Annotated in this window: 11 protein-coding genes and 1 pseudogene; 10 read left to right on the forward strand and 2 right to left on the reverse strand. The window is 63.4% G+C overall.

The annotated features are described in order from the left end of the window. Positions 1–112: pseudogene (locus tag CH256_RS28635) on the reverse strand (acyl dehydratase); the annotation flags it as partial. A gap of 164 nt (positions 113–276) precedes the next feature. Between CH256_RS28635 and CH256_RS15925 the strand changes: the two are divergent. The 10 genes from CH256_RS15925 (at position 277) to CH256_RS15970 (ending at position 15,488) form a co-directional block, all read left to right on the forward strand. Beyond that, positions 277–1,209 (forward strand): acyl dehydratase, encoded by a 933-nt coding sequence (locus CH256_RS15925; RefSeq protein ID WP_230596194.1) that lies wholly within the window; start codon positions 277–279, stop codon positions 1,207–1,209. Further along, the gene (locus tag CH256_RS15930; protein ID WP_037189165.1) at positions 1,206–2,057 is read left to right on the forward strand and encodes an HpcH/HpaI aldolase/citrate lyase family protein; all 852 of its coding nucleotides are present in this window, start codon (positions 1,206–1,208) and stop codon (positions 2,055–2,057) included. Before CH256_RS15925 ends, CH256_RS15930 begins: the two co-directional genes overlap by 4 nt. Positions 2,058–2,269: 212 nt before the next feature. Further along, positions 2,270–3,322 carry an ABC transporter permease gene (locus CH256_RS15935; RefSeq protein ID WP_094670038.1) on the forward strand — a complete coding sequence of 351 codons (1,053 nt, stop codon included), beginning with the start codon at positions 2,270–2,272 and terminating at the stop codon, positions 3,320–3,322. A gap of 50 nt (positions 3,323–3,372) precedes the next feature. Next, on the forward strand, positions 3,373–4,623 hold the full coding sequence (locus tag CH256_RS15940) for a substrate-binding domain-containing protein (protein WP_179272123.1): 1,251 nt from the start codon (positions 3,373–3,375) through the stop codon (positions 4,621–4,623). Between the two features lie 35 nt (positions 4,624–4,658). After that, on the forward strand, positions 4,659–7,193 hold the full coding sequence (locus CH256_RS15945; RefSeq protein WP_179272124.1) for an ATP-binding cassette domain-containing protein: 2,535 nt from the start codon (positions 4,659–4,661) through the stop codon (positions 7,191–7,193). A gap of 68 nt (positions 7,194–7,261) precedes the next feature. Continuing rightward, positions 7,262–8,113, forward strand: a complete 852-nt coding sequence (locus tag CH256_RS15950; RefSeq protein WP_037189167.1) for an SMP-30/gluconolactonase/LRE family protein — start codon at positions 7,262–7,264, stop codon at positions 8,111–8,113. A 5-nt stretch (positions 8,114–8,118) separates the two neighbouring features. Further along, positions 8,119–9,768 carry an AMP-binding protein gene (locus CH256_RS15955; protein WP_256989450.1) on the forward strand — a complete coding sequence of 550 codons (1,650 nt, stop codon included), beginning with the start codon at positions 8,119–8,121 and terminating at the stop codon, positions 9,766–9,768. Positions 9,769–9,812: 44 nt separating this feature from the next. Beyond that, positions 9,813–11,096 (forward strand): MFS transporter, encoded by a 1,284-nt coding sequence (locus tag CH256_RS15960; RefSeq protein ID WP_256989451.1) that lies wholly within the window; start codon positions 9,813–9,815, stop codon positions 11,094–11,096. Positions 11,097–11,155: 59 nt separating this feature from the next. Then, on the forward strand, positions 11,156–12,025 hold the full coding sequence (locus CH256_RS15965) for an NAD(P)-dependent oxidoreductase (RefSeq protein WP_037189099.1): 870 nt from the start codon (positions 11,156–11,158) through the stop codon (positions 12,023–12,025). 55 nt (positions 12,026–12,080) lie between these two features. Beyond that, on the forward strand, positions 12,081–15,488 hold the full coding sequence (locus tag CH256_RS15970; RefSeq protein WP_094670043.1) for a pyruvate carboxylase: 3,408 nt from the start codon (positions 12,081–12,083) through the stop codon (positions 15,486–15,488). 76 nt (positions 15,489–15,564) lie between these two features. Here the strand turns inward: CH256_RS15970 and CH256_RS15975 are convergent. Then, positions 15,565–16,151, reverse strand: a 587-nt coding sequence (locus CH256_RS15975) for a xanthine dehydrogenase family protein molybdopterin-binding subunit (RefSeq protein ID WP_143536595.1), incomplete at its 5' end; no start/stop codon positions are given.

Genomic DNA, 16,151 nt, shown 5'->3' on the forward strand with positions numbered 1-16,151 from the left:
CCATGCCCTCGGTGAGGGTGACGGCCGGCGCCGTGTCGAACACTTGCCCGACCGTCAATTCATCGAAAAATGGACTGCGTTCGGTCGTGAGACGCTCACCTACCACTGACATCGGTTACTCAACCTTCACATATCGACAACGTGAACAGCTAGAATACTGTCAGATATTTATCGCGTTGAACATCCTTGATCACTGGACCGAAAGTGCGCAGTCGCACAAGTGAGCGTCTCACGACCGAACGCAGTCCATTTTTCGATGAATTGACGGTCGGGCAAGTGTTCGACACGGCGCCGGCCGTCACCCTCACCGAGGGCATGGCAGCCGTCCATCAGTCCATCGTCGGCAATCGATTCGCGCTTTCGCTCGATCGACAACGAGCGCGGACTGTGACCGGTGGCCCTCTGGCGAGCCCTGCACTCGTGTGGGATGTCTCGATCGGCCAGTCCACGCCGGCGACCCAGCACGTGCGGGCGAACTTGTTCTACCGTGGATTGTTCTTCTACCGACTTCCCGCCATCGGCGACACTCTGCGGACCAAGGCTGTGGTGGAAGCCCTGAGAGAAAATGCACGAAAGGCTCCGCGGACCCCTACCGGACTGGCAGTTCTGCGCATCACGACGGTCGACCAACGCGGACGCACAGTCCTGGACTATCGACGGTGCGCCATGTTGCTCCTGTCGCCCGGAGCCCCGCCGACGGACAAGGCCGACGACATCGCGACGGTGAACGACCTCCCTGTGGAGACCGATATGTTCGCCTCGATCACCGACTGGGACATAGCCGGCATTCCCCGGTCGACCGGTATGCCGTCGAAGATCGGAACAGAACTGCGCGTTCTCGGTGGCGACGTCGTCTCCAGCGCACCCGAACTCGCTCGTCTGACAGGAAACGTCGCGCGCGTGCATCACGACAGTGCGGCCGGCGGTGGTTCACGACTCGTATACGGCGGACACACCATCGGGCTCGCATTCCATCATGTGTGTCAGGCCCTACCGGGGATCGTCGCCGTCGCGGGATGGCACGGGTGCGACCACCTCGCTGCGGTTCACGAGGGCGACGTTCTGGCGTCGACGGTGGCCATCGAAAGCGTGACCTCGCACGCTTCCGGAGTCGATGCACTCGGACTGAAGGTGACCACCTCCCGCAGGCATGTTGATGGCAAACTCGACGAAGTTCTCGCGTGGCGTCCGATCGTGCTCGTGCGATGAGGGCCGCAGATGCAGTCGGTGCGGCGCGAACGTTCCTGTTCGTCCCCGCCTCTCGGCCGGAACTGTTCCGCAAAGCTCACGCGGCCGGCGCTGATGTAGTGATTCTCGATCTCGAGGACGCGGTGGCACCTTCCGACAAGGGCGAGGCTCTACGTGCGGTAGAAGAATGGTTGACCAGAGCCGACGCAGGTGTCGACGGTGCGCTGACGATGGTTCGCATCAACGCCCACGGAACACGGTGGCACGGCACCGAGGTCCGCGCGATGCGCGGTGGCGGTGCAGCGATCATGGTGCCCAAAGCGGACTCTGCGTCCAGGCTTGCGTCGCTTCACCGTGAGTTGTCCGCACCTTTGGTACCGCTAATCGAGACGCCGAGGGGTGTGGTGAACTCCGAGTCCATCGCCGCAGCGGACGGAGTATCTCGTCTCGCTCTCGGCCATATGGATCTTGCTGTGGCGCTCGGCGTCGATCCGGACTGCCGAGACGCTTTCCGGCACACGCGTTCGCAGTTGGTGCTTGCCAGCGCGGCTTCGGGACTCGCGTCACCCGTGGATGGCGTCACCGCGAGTATCGACGACACCGCGCAGCTCGCGGACGATGTCGCTCATGCTCTCGCTCTGGGCCTCGGTGCGAAGCTGTGCATACATCCGCGCCAGATCGGTGCCGTACACGACGCTCTTCGGCCGTCACCCGACGAATCAGCATGGGCGACAAAGGTACTCGAGATGATCGAGGCGCAAGGCGTTGATGACGACGGAGGAGCTGTGGCCTTGGACGGTAAGATGATCGACCCGCCAGTCATTGCTCGTGCCCGCGCAATCGTTGCCCGGGTGTACGGGACTGTCTGATCGTTCGACCGCCGGCTGATGTCCTGACCTGAACACTGATCGACCCGACCGCTGATCGTGCGGTCGGGTCTTCGGCGTGCATCCGCCTCGGCGTGACACGACCAGATTTCGGCGAGCTTCGATCAATCGTTGACGAAGAGCCAGACATGAGTAATAGTATGACTTCGATCACTCGGTCACACTTTTGACCGACTGTAAAGAAAGTGTGGCAAATGTCAACGATCATTCAGGGTGGTAGGCCTGCGGAGGCGTCCCGCAGTAGCAGGCAGCGCGTGCTCACCGATCTCAAGTACCGGTACCCGGGCCGCTACCTCGCAGCATGGGGCGCGCTGGGGCTTCTTATCGTCGTCGCCCTCTTCGCCACCCCGCGGGCACTGTCGGGCGACTCCATCTGGGTGGTCACAGCACTCACCGGGGTGTTGGCACTAGCTGCTCTCGGCCAGATGTTGATTATCATGTTGGGCGCGATCGACCTGTCCGTACCCGCGATCATCGCGGCAGTCGCCGGCATCGTGGTCCATTTCGGTGGTGAAGGAGCGAACGTCACGCTCGTCATTTTCGCGGCGATCCTGACGGCCATCGCCATCAGTGTCGTCAACGGCATCCTGATCTCCGCTCTCGGGCTGAACTCGCTGATCGTCACCCTGGCCACGTTCGGCATCGTGAGCGGTCTGATCAGTTACCTGACCGGCGTCTCGTTCTCGCTGTCCGGTCTTGCGCCGCAGGTCTTGCAGGACTTCACTCAGACGTCGATCCTCCGAGTGAACGCATGCTTCCTCGTCGCAGTCGTGGTGGCCCTGCTCGTCGCGGGAACTCTGCACCTCACGCGCGCCGGTCGCCGAGTCGCCGAGGTGGGGTCCAACCCACGGGCAGCGCGGGCGCTGGGAGTGCGGGTCACCACCGTTCGCGTGTCAGCCTTCGCCGCTGCAGGACTGCTCTACGGCATCGCCGGTGTACTCGTGTCCGGCTTCGTCGGTACCCCCGACGTGAGCATCGGAATGCCCTATCAGCTGGCAACGGTCACCGCAGTCGGCATTGCGGGCGGGATCTTCGCAGGCGGACCGGCAAGTGTCCTCAGCGTCGTCGTGGCCAGCCTGTTCCTTCAGCTGCTGGATCAAGTACTCGCGATCCTCGGCCTGTCGGCGGGTGCCCGAACGATGGTGCAGGGCATTGCATTGGTCACTGCGGTGGCAGCGATCACGCTCGCGACGTTCGGTGCCAGCGGCTTGCGCCGCATCACCGGGGCCGTGCGGGTGAAGAAATGACCGATCAGGCTGGACGTTCCCACCCGCATTCACGAAATCCGGAGAGTTCGATGATCACTGCGCGACTGCGTAGACCCCGTTGGCTGTACCTGGCGGCCCTCGTACCGTTACTGGTGTTCGGTGCCGGTTGTTCCAGCACGACCTCCGCCGTGGTCGAACGCGGTGTGGTCGAGCCCGTTTCGGCCGATGTGGCCGATCCGGCTGCTCTGCAGGCCACCATCGACAAGGCGTTCCTACAGAACATCCCCGCCGATTCCCTGAACCCGGTCATCCGCAACACGATGGCCGTCGCCTCGGTTCCGTTCACCCCCGAACTGGACGCCGTCTACGCCGACTGCCTCGACAACAACACCTGCGAGACGGGTCGAGGATCGATGACCGTCGCGTTCGCCAACGACAACGTCAACCCGTGGCGAAGCATCTTCCGCGCCGAGATCACCGCTCAGGCCATCGCGTCACCGCAGGTCAGCAGATTCATCTACAACACCTCGACCGACGTAGCCGGATTCCTCGCGAACTTCCGCAGCCTGGTCGTTCAGCAGGTCGACGTCATCGTGATCAACTCGATCTACGGCGGCGCGATCGGGCCGGTGCTCGAGCAGGCCAAGAATGCCGGGATCCTGGTGGTGGAGGCGCAGACTCCGCTCCCCGCCGACCTTGCCGCCACGGTGTCGGCCCAGGTCGTTCCTGATCTGTGCCAGACCTACGCCGAGGCCGGCGACATGATCGCTGCCGCCGGGTCATCATCCGAAACCTACGCGCTCTACACGGGAATCCCGGGCAATGGCAACGCAGCGGTCTGGCAGCCGTGCCTCGATCAGTCGATGGCCGACAACGGCTGGGAGAAATCCGTGGAGGGATTCACCCAGTGGACTCCGCAGGGCACATCGCAAGCGGCCAATGCGCTTCTCGCCTCCGGTGAGAACCCGGGCGCTGTCGTCTACGACTACACCCCCGAGGATCTCGTGCGTCCGTTCATCGACCGAGGTGCGACTCCGCCGGTCACGATGTCCGACGTGGTCAACCAGTCCTGGTTGACAGCGTTCTCGGAGGCGCGAGACGCGGGGCTCGAGCCCGTCGGGTTCGTCACCAACAGTCAAGTCTGGTCAGGCCGCATCGCGGTGACGGCCGGAATCATGCTCAGGGCCGGGCAGGACGTCGACCAACAAATGATCTCACCGAATCCTGTTGTTCCGGTGGGCGACATTCTCGATCAGATGGACAGCTCGATCCCCGCGAGCACACCGGTGCCGAGCCTGCTGACCCCCGAACAAATTCGACTCGCATTGTCGGCGTCATGATGCCCGCGGCCATCAATCCGGAAGAAGAAACTGGCATGAACAACAACAATCGTGACACCTCGGTTCGCACCCGCGAGAAGCTGACGCAGGACTCGGACCGGACCCCCGCGCTGGTGATGCGCAACGTCACGAAGACGTATCCGGGAGTTCGCGCGTTGGACGCTGTGTCGTTCGATGTGCTCCCCAGTGAAGTACACGCCCTGGTGGGCGAAAACGGTTCGGGGAAGTCGACACTCATCAAGTCGGCGTCAGGAGTGGTCGTGCCCGATCAGGGCACCGTGATCATCGGCGGCGAGGAGCTGGGTGGCCGCGGGGTGCGCCAGGCGCGCATGTTGGGACTGATGGTCGCGTACCAGGACACCTCTCTGATCGCGAACATGACGGTCGAGCAGAACATCGCACTGTCCTTCCACTCGATCGGCGAGGCACCGCCGGAGAATCTGACCGGGCTGCTGGCGAAGTACGATCTTCCGTTCAAGCCGTCCGATTCGGTGGTCGCACTGGGTCCCGGTGCACGCCAGCTTCTGGAAGTCGCGAAAGCGATGTGCCACAACCCATTGGTGCTGATGCTCGACGAACCGACGGCAGCACTCGACATGCGCTACGCAGAGCACCTCGAGGGACTGGTTCGTCAGTCACGTGAGGACGGCACGGCCATCGTGTACGTCAGCCATCGCCTCCACGAAGTGCGACGCCTCGCCGATCGGATCACGGTCATCCGCGACGGCATCGGGCAGGGCACCTTCGATTCGGGGGAGTGGGAGGTCGACGACATCGTCGAACTCATGGTCGGTGCGCCGACCGCCCTCGAGTTCCCGGAACGCAAGCGCGTGGATTCCGCTGCTGCCGAACGGCTTCGGGTCACCGGGCTGTCGGGTCCCGGGTACGGACCCATCGACTTCAGTGTGCGCGCGGGCGAGATCGTCGGCGTCGCAGGCGCAGAAGGTAACGGCCAGCGGGCTGCTCTGCGCGGAATGATCGGTATCGGTCAGACCGGCGGCTCGGTGTCGATCGACGGCAAGAACATCTCGCGGTTGTCGCCTCCATCCGCGCTCGACGCGGGAATCAGCTTCCAAAGCGGTGACAGGGCCGCAGAATCGGTGTTCCTTCCGCTGTCGGTGATGTCCAACGCCACCACCCAGCTCGGATCGGACGCCGGACCCTTCGGCTTGGCTCTGCCCGGGCGACTACGCTCGAGCTTCGAGGACGTCAAAGCCAGTCTGGGAATCGTGACGGTGTCCCCTTACCAGCCCATTGGCGGGCTCTCGGGCGGCAATGCGCAAAAGTCCGTCCTGGCGCGCGCGGCCATGAAGCAGGTCAAAGTCCTCATGGTCGACGAGCCGACACAGGGCGTCGATGCCAAGGCGCGCTTGGACATCTATCGGCTCTTGGCGAATGCGGCCGAGTCCGGTGTAGCCGTCGTGGTGAATTCCTCGGACTCGTCGGAACTCGCAGGCCTGTGCGATCGGGTGGTAGTCATGTCCAAGGGTGCGGTGATAGAGGAAATCAGTTGCCCCACAACCGAATCCGCGATCGTCAGCTCGTTCGTGGGCGCAGTGGACGTCGACGAGGAGGTGTCCTCGCTTCCGATCGGTCCCAGTTGGCTCGGCCGATTACTGGCCAAGGCCCCGGCGTACGTGCCCGTCACCATGCTGCTCGTCCTTCTGGCGTTGGTCTCGATCTACACGGGAACGCAGTCGGATGTCTTCTGGACACCGCAGAACTGGGCCAACTTGATGTTGCTGACGTTGCCACTCGCATTCGTCGCCCTGGGACAGCAGTACACGATGATCTCGGGCAGTCTCGACATCTCGGTCGGATCGACCATGAGCCTGACGGTGGTGATCGCCTCCCTTGTGCTACCGGATCTGTCCGTGGGCACCCTGATCGTGGCGATACCGCTACTCCTGCTCACCGCGCTGGCGGTCGGTGGTCTCAATGCGCTGCTGATCGAAAAGCTGAAGATCAACCCGATCGTGGCGACCGTGGCGACCATGGCGATCATCGCCGGATTGGCGATCGTTCTGCGACCCACCCCCGAAGGTGTCATCGCGCCACAGTTGTACGACTTGTTCGCTCTCGGTGTCGGATTCGTCCCCACCGCCTTCATCGTTCTCGTTCTCGTCGCACTGGCAGGCGAATGGTGGCTGTACCGCCGCGCGGCCGGTCTCGCACTTCGCGCGACGGGCTTCGACATCGAGTCCAGCCGACGTGTCGGCCAGCCGGTCGCTCGTGTGCGAACCATCGGATTGCTCGTCTGCGCATTCGGTGCTGTCGTCGCCGGCGTGTTCCTGGCGTCGCAGACCGGTATCGGATCGAACTCGGTCGGCTCGGGATACACGTTGACCTGTTTCGCGGCGGTGTTCCTCGGTGGCGCGGTACTCACCGGCGGCCGCGGCTCGTTCATCGGCGCGATGTTGGGAGCCTTGTTCCTCTCGCTTCTGAACAACGTCACGCCGTTGCTGAACATCCCGGATTCGTCGCGGCAGGCAATCTACGGATTCATTCTGCTGATCGCAGTTGGCACCTACGCCTACGCACAACGCGGACGGAGGCGCGCCGAAGCATGAGCATTCGGACAGAAACCACCACTGAGGAGTCCACTGTGTCCGAAAAATTCGAGACCATTGTTCCCGGAATGACGTTCACAGAAGGGCCGCGCTGGCACGACGGCCGTATCTGGTTCTCCGATTTGTACACCCACAAGGTTCAGTCGGCACGCGAGGACGGCTCGGACCTGAGAGAGGAAGCGACGGTGCCCAATCAACCGTCGGGTCTCGGGTGGCTGCCCGACGGTCGTTTGCTGATCGTGTCGATGATGGACAAGACGCTGCTCCGGCGGGAACCGGACGGGACCGTCGTCGTGCACGCGGATCTGTCCGATCATGTCGGCGGATTCCTCGGTGACATCATCGTCGACACTCAGGGGCGAGCGTACCTGGGCGACTTCGGGTTCGACCTCTATGCAGGCGAGGACATGCGATGCGGCTGCATTCACCGAGTCGATCCGGACGGGACAATCACTCGCGTCGCCGACGACCTGTGGTTCCCGAACGGCTGTGTGATCACCGACGACAACGTCATGCTCGTCAACGAGACGTTCGGCAATCGCATCACGGCGTTCGACTTGACCGACTCGGGAATGCTCGTCAACCGACGGGTGTGGGCGACCTTCGGTCCGCTGCCCACGTCGCGGTCCGCGGATGACGCGATGAAGGAGTTGACGGTCTCCCCTGATGGGTCGTGCATAGATTCCGAGGGCGGTGTGTGGCTTGCCGACATCCGACAGGATCGGCTGCTTCGCCTGGTCGACGGTGAAATCGTCGAGAACGTCGACCCGGGCTCCTGTGTCTTCGCGTGCGCACTCGGTGGCGAGGACGGTCGCACGCTGTTCTTCTGTGCGACACCGGATTTCGATGTCGAGGCCCGAAAGTCGGCACGCGACAGCAGCATCGTCACGATGCGAGTCGGCGTCCCGGCAGCACGATGAACACTATGACCAGAGGGTTGCCCGACGGTTCGGTCGTCACGTACGAGGAAGCGCTCCGCCGGTTGGACGAGGGGGAGTGGCGGCCGGAGTCGTTGTGGGCTTTCCTCGACGACGCGGTCGCCCGCCATCCCGACAGGGTAGCGGCGGTCAGCGTCGACCACACCGGGCGAATCGTCGGCGAGTCGACATATGCCGAGCTGGACACGATGAGCCGACGGGTCGCAGCCGGTCTGCAGGCCAACGGTGTGAAACCACGCGACGTGGTGACCGTGATGATGACGAATTCGGCGGAGTTCCTTGGCGTCGTCTACGGCGTGCTGAGGGCGGGAGCGACATATTCGGGCATTCCGATCACATATGGCTCGCACGAAGTGGAGTCGATGACCGCTGCGACCGGAACGAAGATGCTCGTCGTCTCTCGTTTCCACGGGACCACCGACGTCGTGACCACTGCCCTGTCGGAGAAGATCCGTCTGAACGACGATCTGACGATCGTGGTCGTCGGGGAGCCAGTCGAGGGGACCGTGTCGCTCGACGCGCTCCTTGGGGAAGCGGAGGCATTCGTCGAGGTGCCGGCCGATCCCCTCGGCGTTGCTCAGCTCGCCTTCACTTCGGGGACGACGAGCGAACCCAAGGCCGTGATGAACCTGCACGCCACCCTCGATGTCGTGGTTCGTGGGTGGGCTGTTCACGTTGGTCCCGAGTCGCTCGGTCGACCGTTCAGAAATCTCGTCATGTCACCGGTAGGGCACTCGACTGGGTTCTTCTGGGGAGCGCTGTTCACTGTTCACCTCGCCGGAACCGCTGTCTTCATGGAGAAGTGGAGTTCAGACGTCGGCGCTCGCGTCATCGAATCGCAGCGCATCACAACGATGGTGGGCTCTCCGACGTTCTTGATCGACCTGCTGCGTACGTCCGAGCTTTGTCGCGAGAACGCTCCTGATCTCGCCCTGATCGCAGTGGCGGGCGCACCCATCCCGCGCCCGCTGATGCGCGAGGCGGAAGAGGCGCTCGGATGTTCCGTGATCCCTGCGTGGGGAATGACCGAGTTCGGTATCGCTGTGTCCGGCAAGCCGGATCTCGACGACATCAATCGCACCACCGACGGTCTACCGCTCGCGAGTGCTGAGGTCGTCGTTCGTACCGCCGAAGGCGACGACGCGGTCGACGGTGAGGTGGGCGATCTCTGGCTGCGCGGTACGGGCATGTTCGTCGGCTATCACAATCGTCCCGAGGCAACTGAGGAAGCGTTCGACGACAACGGTTGGTTCGCCACCGGTGACACGGCGGTCCACGACCCGGACGGTTCGGTGACGATCACGGGCCGGACCAAGGACATCATCATTCGCGGCGGCGAGAACATTCCCGTCGGATCCGTGGAGAGTCAGATCTTCCGCCATCCGGCCGTGACCGATGTGGCTGTGGTCGGGTACGCCGACGACAGGCTGGGCGAGCGAGCGTGCGCCTTCGTGCGGTGCCGACCTGGCTCCGCGGTGACAGTGGAATCGTTGCGGGACTTCTTGATCGAGTCCGGCTTGGCCAAGCGTTACTGCCCCGAACGCGTGATCGTGGTCGACGACTTGCCGAAGACCATGAGCGGAAAGATTCGCAAGGTCGAGTTGCGCGAGCGCCTCGCAAGCGACCATCGGAATTGAGGTACACCGTGTCCAGGACACCTTCCAAGAATGACGTCAGACGGGTGGGCATCGCCAGCTTGATGGGCACCACCATCGAGTACTACGACTTCTTCATCTACGGAACCGCTGCCGCGCTGGTGTTCGGCACGGTGTTCTTCCCCAATTCCGATCCGGTGACAGGCACGCTGTTGTCGCTCGCGACCTTCGGCGTCGCATTCGTGGCTCGGCCACTGGGTGGAGTCGTCTTCGGTCATTTCGGGGATCGGGTGGGTCGCAAGGTGACTCTGGTGACGACTCTGGTGATGATGGGCGCCGCGACTGTCGCCATCGGGCTGATTCCGTCATACGTCACCATCGGGATCGCCGCCCCCATCCTGCTGGTTGTTCTCCGCTTCATCCAAGGTATTGCGCTGGGCGGCGAATACGGCGGTGCCGTGCTGATGACTGTCGAACACAGCCCCAAGGGCAAGCGGGGTTTCTACAGTTCGTGGGTTCAGACGGGTGCCCAGTGCGGCCTGATCGTGGCGAACATCGTGTTCCTGGTGGTCGGCGCGGCGATGGGCGACGACGCCTTCCTCAGCTGGGGGTGGCGCGTTCCGTTCTGGATCAGCAGTCTGCTCGTCATCCTCGGGTTGATCATTCGGTTGCGTCTGGAGGAGAGCCCCGAGTTCGAGGCCCTGCGCAAGTCTCATGTCGTCTCGCCGGCCCCCGCGCTGGTCGTTCTTCGTCGACACAAGATGGCTGTTCTTTTGATAGCCGGTGCAGCCGTGGGCAACTCGGCGACCTTCTACTCTGCGACCGTCTTCGGTCTGTCGTACGGCTCCAATCACGGTTTCACCCGAATCCAGATGCTCGTGATCATCATCGCGGCGGCCGTGTGGGTGATCGCGGCCAGTATTTTCTTCGGTGCGCTGAGCGACCGCGTCGGTCGGAAGCAGATCTTCATCACGGGCAATCTGGCTATCGCGGTGACCGCGTACGGATGGATGCGGGCCTTCGACACGGAGAACCAGGCCGTCGTTCTCGTTGCGTACCTGGTCATGTTGACCGGCTACTCGATGACGTGGGGAACCATCGGCGTGTTCTTCGCCGAGGCGTTCGACGGCGCGGTCCGGTACACGGGTCTGTCGATCGGGTTCACCCTGGGAGTCATTCTGGGCGGTGCGGTTACGCCGTTGGTGCTGAGGAAGTTGGTGGCGGACATGGACTCCGGGCTGCCGGTCGTGCTCTGGATCGCGGCATCGACCGTCACCTCGGCCCTGTGTGCCCTGTCTGTACGGCAGATCGATGCTCCATCTCGGCGGTCCGGTGCCGATCACGTCGCCAGGAACGCTTCTCTGCATTGACAATTGGGCCACTGGATAGCAGCATGTGAATTGTCAGACTGATTGAGGAGAGCGGACTTTTGTCGCAGAGTATTGGATTCGTCGGCATCGGAGCGATGGGGTCGGCCATCGCGTCTCGACTCGTCGACACGAACACGTTGTTGGTCAACGACTTGAACCCCGCCCTCGCACTTCCCTTGGAGGAACGGGGAGCGAGGTTCGCACCACTCGACGAGATCGCGACATGCGACGTCGTGTTCCTGTCTCTTCCCGGCCCCGACAACGTCCTGAAGCTTCTGCTCGGCGACGGCGGCCTGGCCGAGAAGATGGGTCCGGGTTCACTCGTCATCGACACCACGAGCAGCACGCCCATCGTCGACGAGGGACTCGTCCGCGACCTCGCCGTGAAATCGATCTCCTACATCGACGCACCGATCGCCGGCGGGGTTCGACGCGCCTACGACGGTCTGGCCACCCTCATGGTCGGCGCAACCGACGAGGATTTCGCCCGCGCCGAGCCGCTGCTGAACACGATCACCTCCAACGTGTTTCACCTGGGGCCGGTCGGTGCCGGACATGCCGCCAAACTGGTCAACAACCTCCTGAACCACTGCAACCGGTTCGCGACGGTCGAAATGATCACGCTCGCCGAGCGGTACGGAATCCCGCCCGATGTCATGATCGACGTCCTCAACGTATCGTCCGGGCGCAGTTACGTCACCGACTACACGTATCCCGAGATCGTCTTCCCCAACTTGAAGCAGGGCTTCACGCTCGAATTGATGCGTAAGGACGCGCATCTCGCCGGGGCATTGGCAGACCACGTCGGGCAGAAACTGCGAGTCGGATCGTTGGTCGCCGAGATGATGGACGAGGCGGTCGAACGACTCGGGGGCTCCGCCGATCAGACCGACCTCATGCAGAAATGGTACCCACCTGTGACCGACTGAAGTTCTGCACGACTCAACAGTCCGATTCCAGCTCGTCGAGGGGTTTGCTGTCCATATGTTTTCCAAGGTATTGGTCGCCAACCGTGGCGAGATCGCAATTCGAGCATTCCGTGCTGCCTACGAGCTCGGAGCGGGCACCGTTGCGGTGTTCCCGTTCGAGGACCGAAATTCGGTGCACCGCACCAAAGCCGATGAGGCGTACGAGATCGGCGAGCCCGGACATCCGGTGCGCAATTATCTGTCGGTGACGAAGATCGTCGATGCTGCGGTCCGCGCCGGCGCAGATGCGATCTATCCGGGGTACGGGTTCTTGTCGGAGAACCCGGATCTGGCGGCGGCGTGCGTGGAGGCTGGAATCACCTTCGTCGGCCCGTCTGCCGATGTGTTGGAGCTGACGGGGAACAAGGCTCGTGCCATAGCAGCGGCGAAGGCCGCGGGTCTGCCCGTGCTCTCGTCCTCTGAACCGTCTTCGGACGTCGACGAGTTGATGGCGGCAGCCGAGACCATGACCTTTCCGGTGTTCGTCAAAGCGGTCGCGGGCGGTGGCGGCCGCGGCATGCGTCGGGTGGTAGAGATCGCAGGTCTGCGCGACGCGATCGAAGCTGCTGCGCGAGAGGCTGAGTCGGCGTTCGGCGATGCGACGGTATTCCTCGAGCAAGCAGTGATCGAGCCCCGGCACATCGAAGTACAGATCCTTGCAGACACCTACGGCAACGTCATCCATCTCTTCGAGCGAGACTGCTCGGTGCAGCGTCGCCACCAGAAGGTGGTCGAGATTGCACCGGCCCCCAACATCACCGAGGCGTTGCGGTCTCGGTTGTGCGAAGACGCGGTCGCCTTCGCGAAGAAGATCGGTTATTCGTGCGCTGGGACCGTGGAGTTCTTGGTCGATCGCGACGGACACCATGTGTTCATCGAGATGAATCCGCGTATTCAGGTCGAGCACACTGTCACCGAGGAGATCACCGATATCGATCTGGTGCAGTCGCAGTTGCGGATCGCGTCGGGTGAGTCGTTGGCGGATCTGGGGCTTCGACAGGAGGACATCACGATTCGTGGGGCGGCGTTGCAGTGTCGTATCACCACGGAGGATCCGGCGAACGGGTTCCGCCCCGATACCGGGCGGATCACCGCGTACCGGACGCCTGGTGGGGCCGGTGTGCGTCTGGACGGTGGCACCACCACCGGTGCGGAGGTCTCCGCCTATTTCGATTCGATGCTGGTCAAACTCACCTGCCGTGGCCGCACCTTCGATGACGCGGTCGCCCGCGCGCGGCGGGGAATCGCAGAGTTCCGCATTCGTGGCGTGGCCACGAACATCCCGTTCCTGCAGAGCGTTCTGGCAGATCCCGACTTCCGAGCCGGACACATCACGACCTCGTTCATCGAGGAGCGGCCCGGTCTGCTGACGTCGTTCGCCTCCGGTGACAGAGGTACAAAGATTCTCAGCTACCTCGCGGACATCACGGTGAACATGCCGCACGGCCGTCGCCCGACAGTGGTCTACGCGAGAGACAAACTGCCGGGACTGGACATGACGGTTCCCCCGCAGGACGGTAGTCGTCAACGTCTCCAGAAGCTGGGTCCCGAAGGCTTCGCTCGCGCACTGCGTGAGCAGAAAGCGCTTGCGGTCACCGACACGACGTTCCGAGACGCGCATCAGTCGTTGTTGGCGACGCGTGTACGGACGACTGGTTTGATGGCGGTAGCTCCCTACGTGGCGAGAGCGACACCGGAGCTGCTCTCGATCGAAGCATGGGGCGGCGCGACATACGATGTGGCGCTGCGGTTCCTGCACGAAGATCCGTGGGAGCGGCTGGCTTCCCTTCGCGAGGGCGTGCCCAACATCTGTCTCCAGATGTTGCTGCGAGGTCGCAACACTGTGGGGTACACCCCGTATCCGCAGAAGGTGACGTCCGCGTTCGTGGCGGAGGCCGCGCAGACCGGCGTCGACATCTTCCGTATCTTCGACGCGCTCAACAACGTCGACCAGATGCGACCGGCCATCGACGCCGTGCACGAAACTGGTTCTGCCGTAGCGGAAGTGGCGCTGAGTTACACCGGTGACCTGTCGAACCCTGGAGAGGACCTCTACACCCTCGACTACTATCTGAGGCTTGCCGAGCAGATCGTCGACGCCGGCGCGCACGTGTTGGCGATCAAGGACATGGCGGGTCTGTTGCGGGCACCGGCGGCGACCACTTTGGTGAGCGCGCTGCGCAAGAACTTCGACCTTCCGGTGCACTTGCACACTCACGACACACCCGGTGGGCAGCTGGCGACGTACCTCGCTGCATGGACGGCCGGGGCGGACGCCGTCGACGGTGCGTCCTCTCCGATGGCGGGCACGACGTCTCAGCCGGCGTTGTCGGCCATCGTGGCGGCTGCGGCGAACACCGAACGCGATACCGGTTTGAGCCTGCAGAGCGTGTGCGATCTAGAGCCGTACTGGGAGGCTCTGCGAAAGGTGTACGCGCCGTTCGAGTCCGGGCTGCCCTCGCCGACCGGGCGGGTGTACCGGCACGAAATTCCTGGCGGCCAGCTGTCGAACCTGCGCCAGCAAGCCATCGCGCTCGGACTCGGAGATCGATTCGAGCTGGTGGAGCGGGCCTACGCCGACGCGGATCGGCTGCTGGGTCGACTGATCAAGGTGACACCGAGTTCGAAGGTGGTCGGTGATCTCGCACTGCACCTGGTGGGTGCGCAGGTGAGCGTGGACGACTTCGCAGCGGACCCAGGAAAGTACGACATCCCCGATTCGGTGATCGGCTTTCTGCGCGGCGACCTCGGGACACCGGCCGGTGGATGGCCGGAGCCGTTCCGAGAACGGGCGCTCGCCGGACGAACCGGGGCACGCCCTGACGCACCCCTGACACCCGACGACGAGACAGCCCTCGACACAGCCGGACCGGTCCGTCGAGAAGCGTTGAACCGGTTGCTGTTCCCCGGCCCCGCCAAGGAACTGGCCGAACACCGCGAGAAGTACGGCGACACCTCGTCGTTGTCGGCAAACCAGTTCTTCTACGGTCTACGACAGGGTGACGAGCACCGGGTGAAGCTCGAAAAGGGTGTGGAGCTGCTGATCGGGCTCGAGGCCATTTCGGAGCCCGACGACGCCGGAATGCGGACGGTGATGTGCATCCTCAACGGGCAGTTGCGCCCGGTGTCGGTGCGCGATCGGTCGATTGCGGCGGATGCCCCGGCGTCGGAGAAAGCGGACCGAAACGATCCGTCTCACGTGGCGGTACCGTTCGCTGGAGTCGTGACGATGGTTGCGGCGGAGGGGGATTCGGTCTCGGTCGGGGACACGTTGGCCACCATCGAGGCCATGAAGATGGAAGCCACAATAAGCGCACCACGCGGCGGACGGATCACCCGCCTCGCGATCACCGGTGTCGCGCAGGTCGAAGGTGGAGACCTCATCGCCGTCATCAGTGTCGGGGATCCGACCGATCCGTCGTAAGTGGGACAGTCCGAGACCGCGAAGCAGGTGCGGCCGATAGCGCGCGCTACCGGCCGCACCTGCTTCGTGCCGTGGTCTAGAGCATGCTCTCGATTGTGATGGGAAGATCGTTCACCCTGCGCCCCGTCGCGTTGTACACAGCGTTGGCAATTGCTGCGGGAACTCCCACCATGACAACTTCACCCAGGCCTTTGACACCGATCGGATCTGCAATGTCGTCGCGGGCGTCGAGATACGCAGCGTCCAGAACGGGGACGTCGGCGTTGACCGGCACGAGGTAGTCGGAAAGGTTCGCGTTGACCAGACGTCCGTCGCGGTAGTCGACTTCTGCGGACTCGAGCAGAGCCATGCCGATGCCTTGTGTCATTCCGCCGAGGGCTTGGCTGTGCGCCATCCTTGGGTTGATGATTCGGCCGGCGTCGTACACGGCGTACATTCGCCGCACCCGCACGGTTCCTAGCAGCTCGTCCACGGCCACCTCGGCGAACACGGCTCCATATGCATGCATGGAGAACCGGGCACTTACGTCCTCGGGAGTGTAGGTCTCGGACGCTTCGATGCTCGGTTCGCCGCGGCGGCGCAACATGTCCCGATAGGTCTCTGCTCGGCCCGAGTCGCCACGTACCTGCATCTGCCCGTCGACGATGTCGATCTCGTCCGGCC

This window comes from Rhodococcus sp. 05-2254-6, from assembly GCF_002258565.1.
Lineage (GTDB): Bacteria > Actinomycetota > Actinomycetes > Mycobacteriales > Mycobacteriaceae > Rhodococcoides.

Excerpts from the sequence above, each read along its gene's own strand:
- CH256_RS15940 (WP_179272123.1), top strand. The coding sequence starts at position 3,373 with ATGATCACTGCGCGACTGCGTAGACCCCGTTGGCTGTACCTGGCGGCC.
- CH256_RS15930 (WP_037189165.1), top strand. The coding sequence starts at position 1,206 with ATGAGGGCCGCAGATGCAGTCGGTGCGGCGCGAACGTTCCTGTTCGTC.
- CH256_RS15950 (WP_037189167.1), top strand. The coding sequence starts at position 7,262 with ATGACGTTCACAGAAGGGCCGCGCTGGCACGACGGCCGTATCTGGTTC.
- CH256_RS15955 (WP_256989450.1), top strand. The coding sequence starts at position 8,119 with ATGACCAGAGGGTTGCCCGACGGTTCGGTCGTCACGTACGAGGAAGCG.
- CH256_RS15935 (WP_094670038.1), top strand. The coding sequence starts at position 2,270 with ATGTCAACGATCATTCAGGGTGGTAGGCCTGCGGAGGCGTCCCGCAGT.
- CH256_RS15970 (WP_094670043.1), top strand. The coding sequence starts at position 12,081 with ATGTTTTCCAAGGTATTGGTCGCCAACCGTGGCGAGATCGCAATTCGA.
- CH256_RS15945 (WP_179272124.1), top strand. The coding sequence starts at position 4,659 with ATGAACAACAACAATCGTGACACCTCGGTTCGCACCCGCGAGAAGCTG.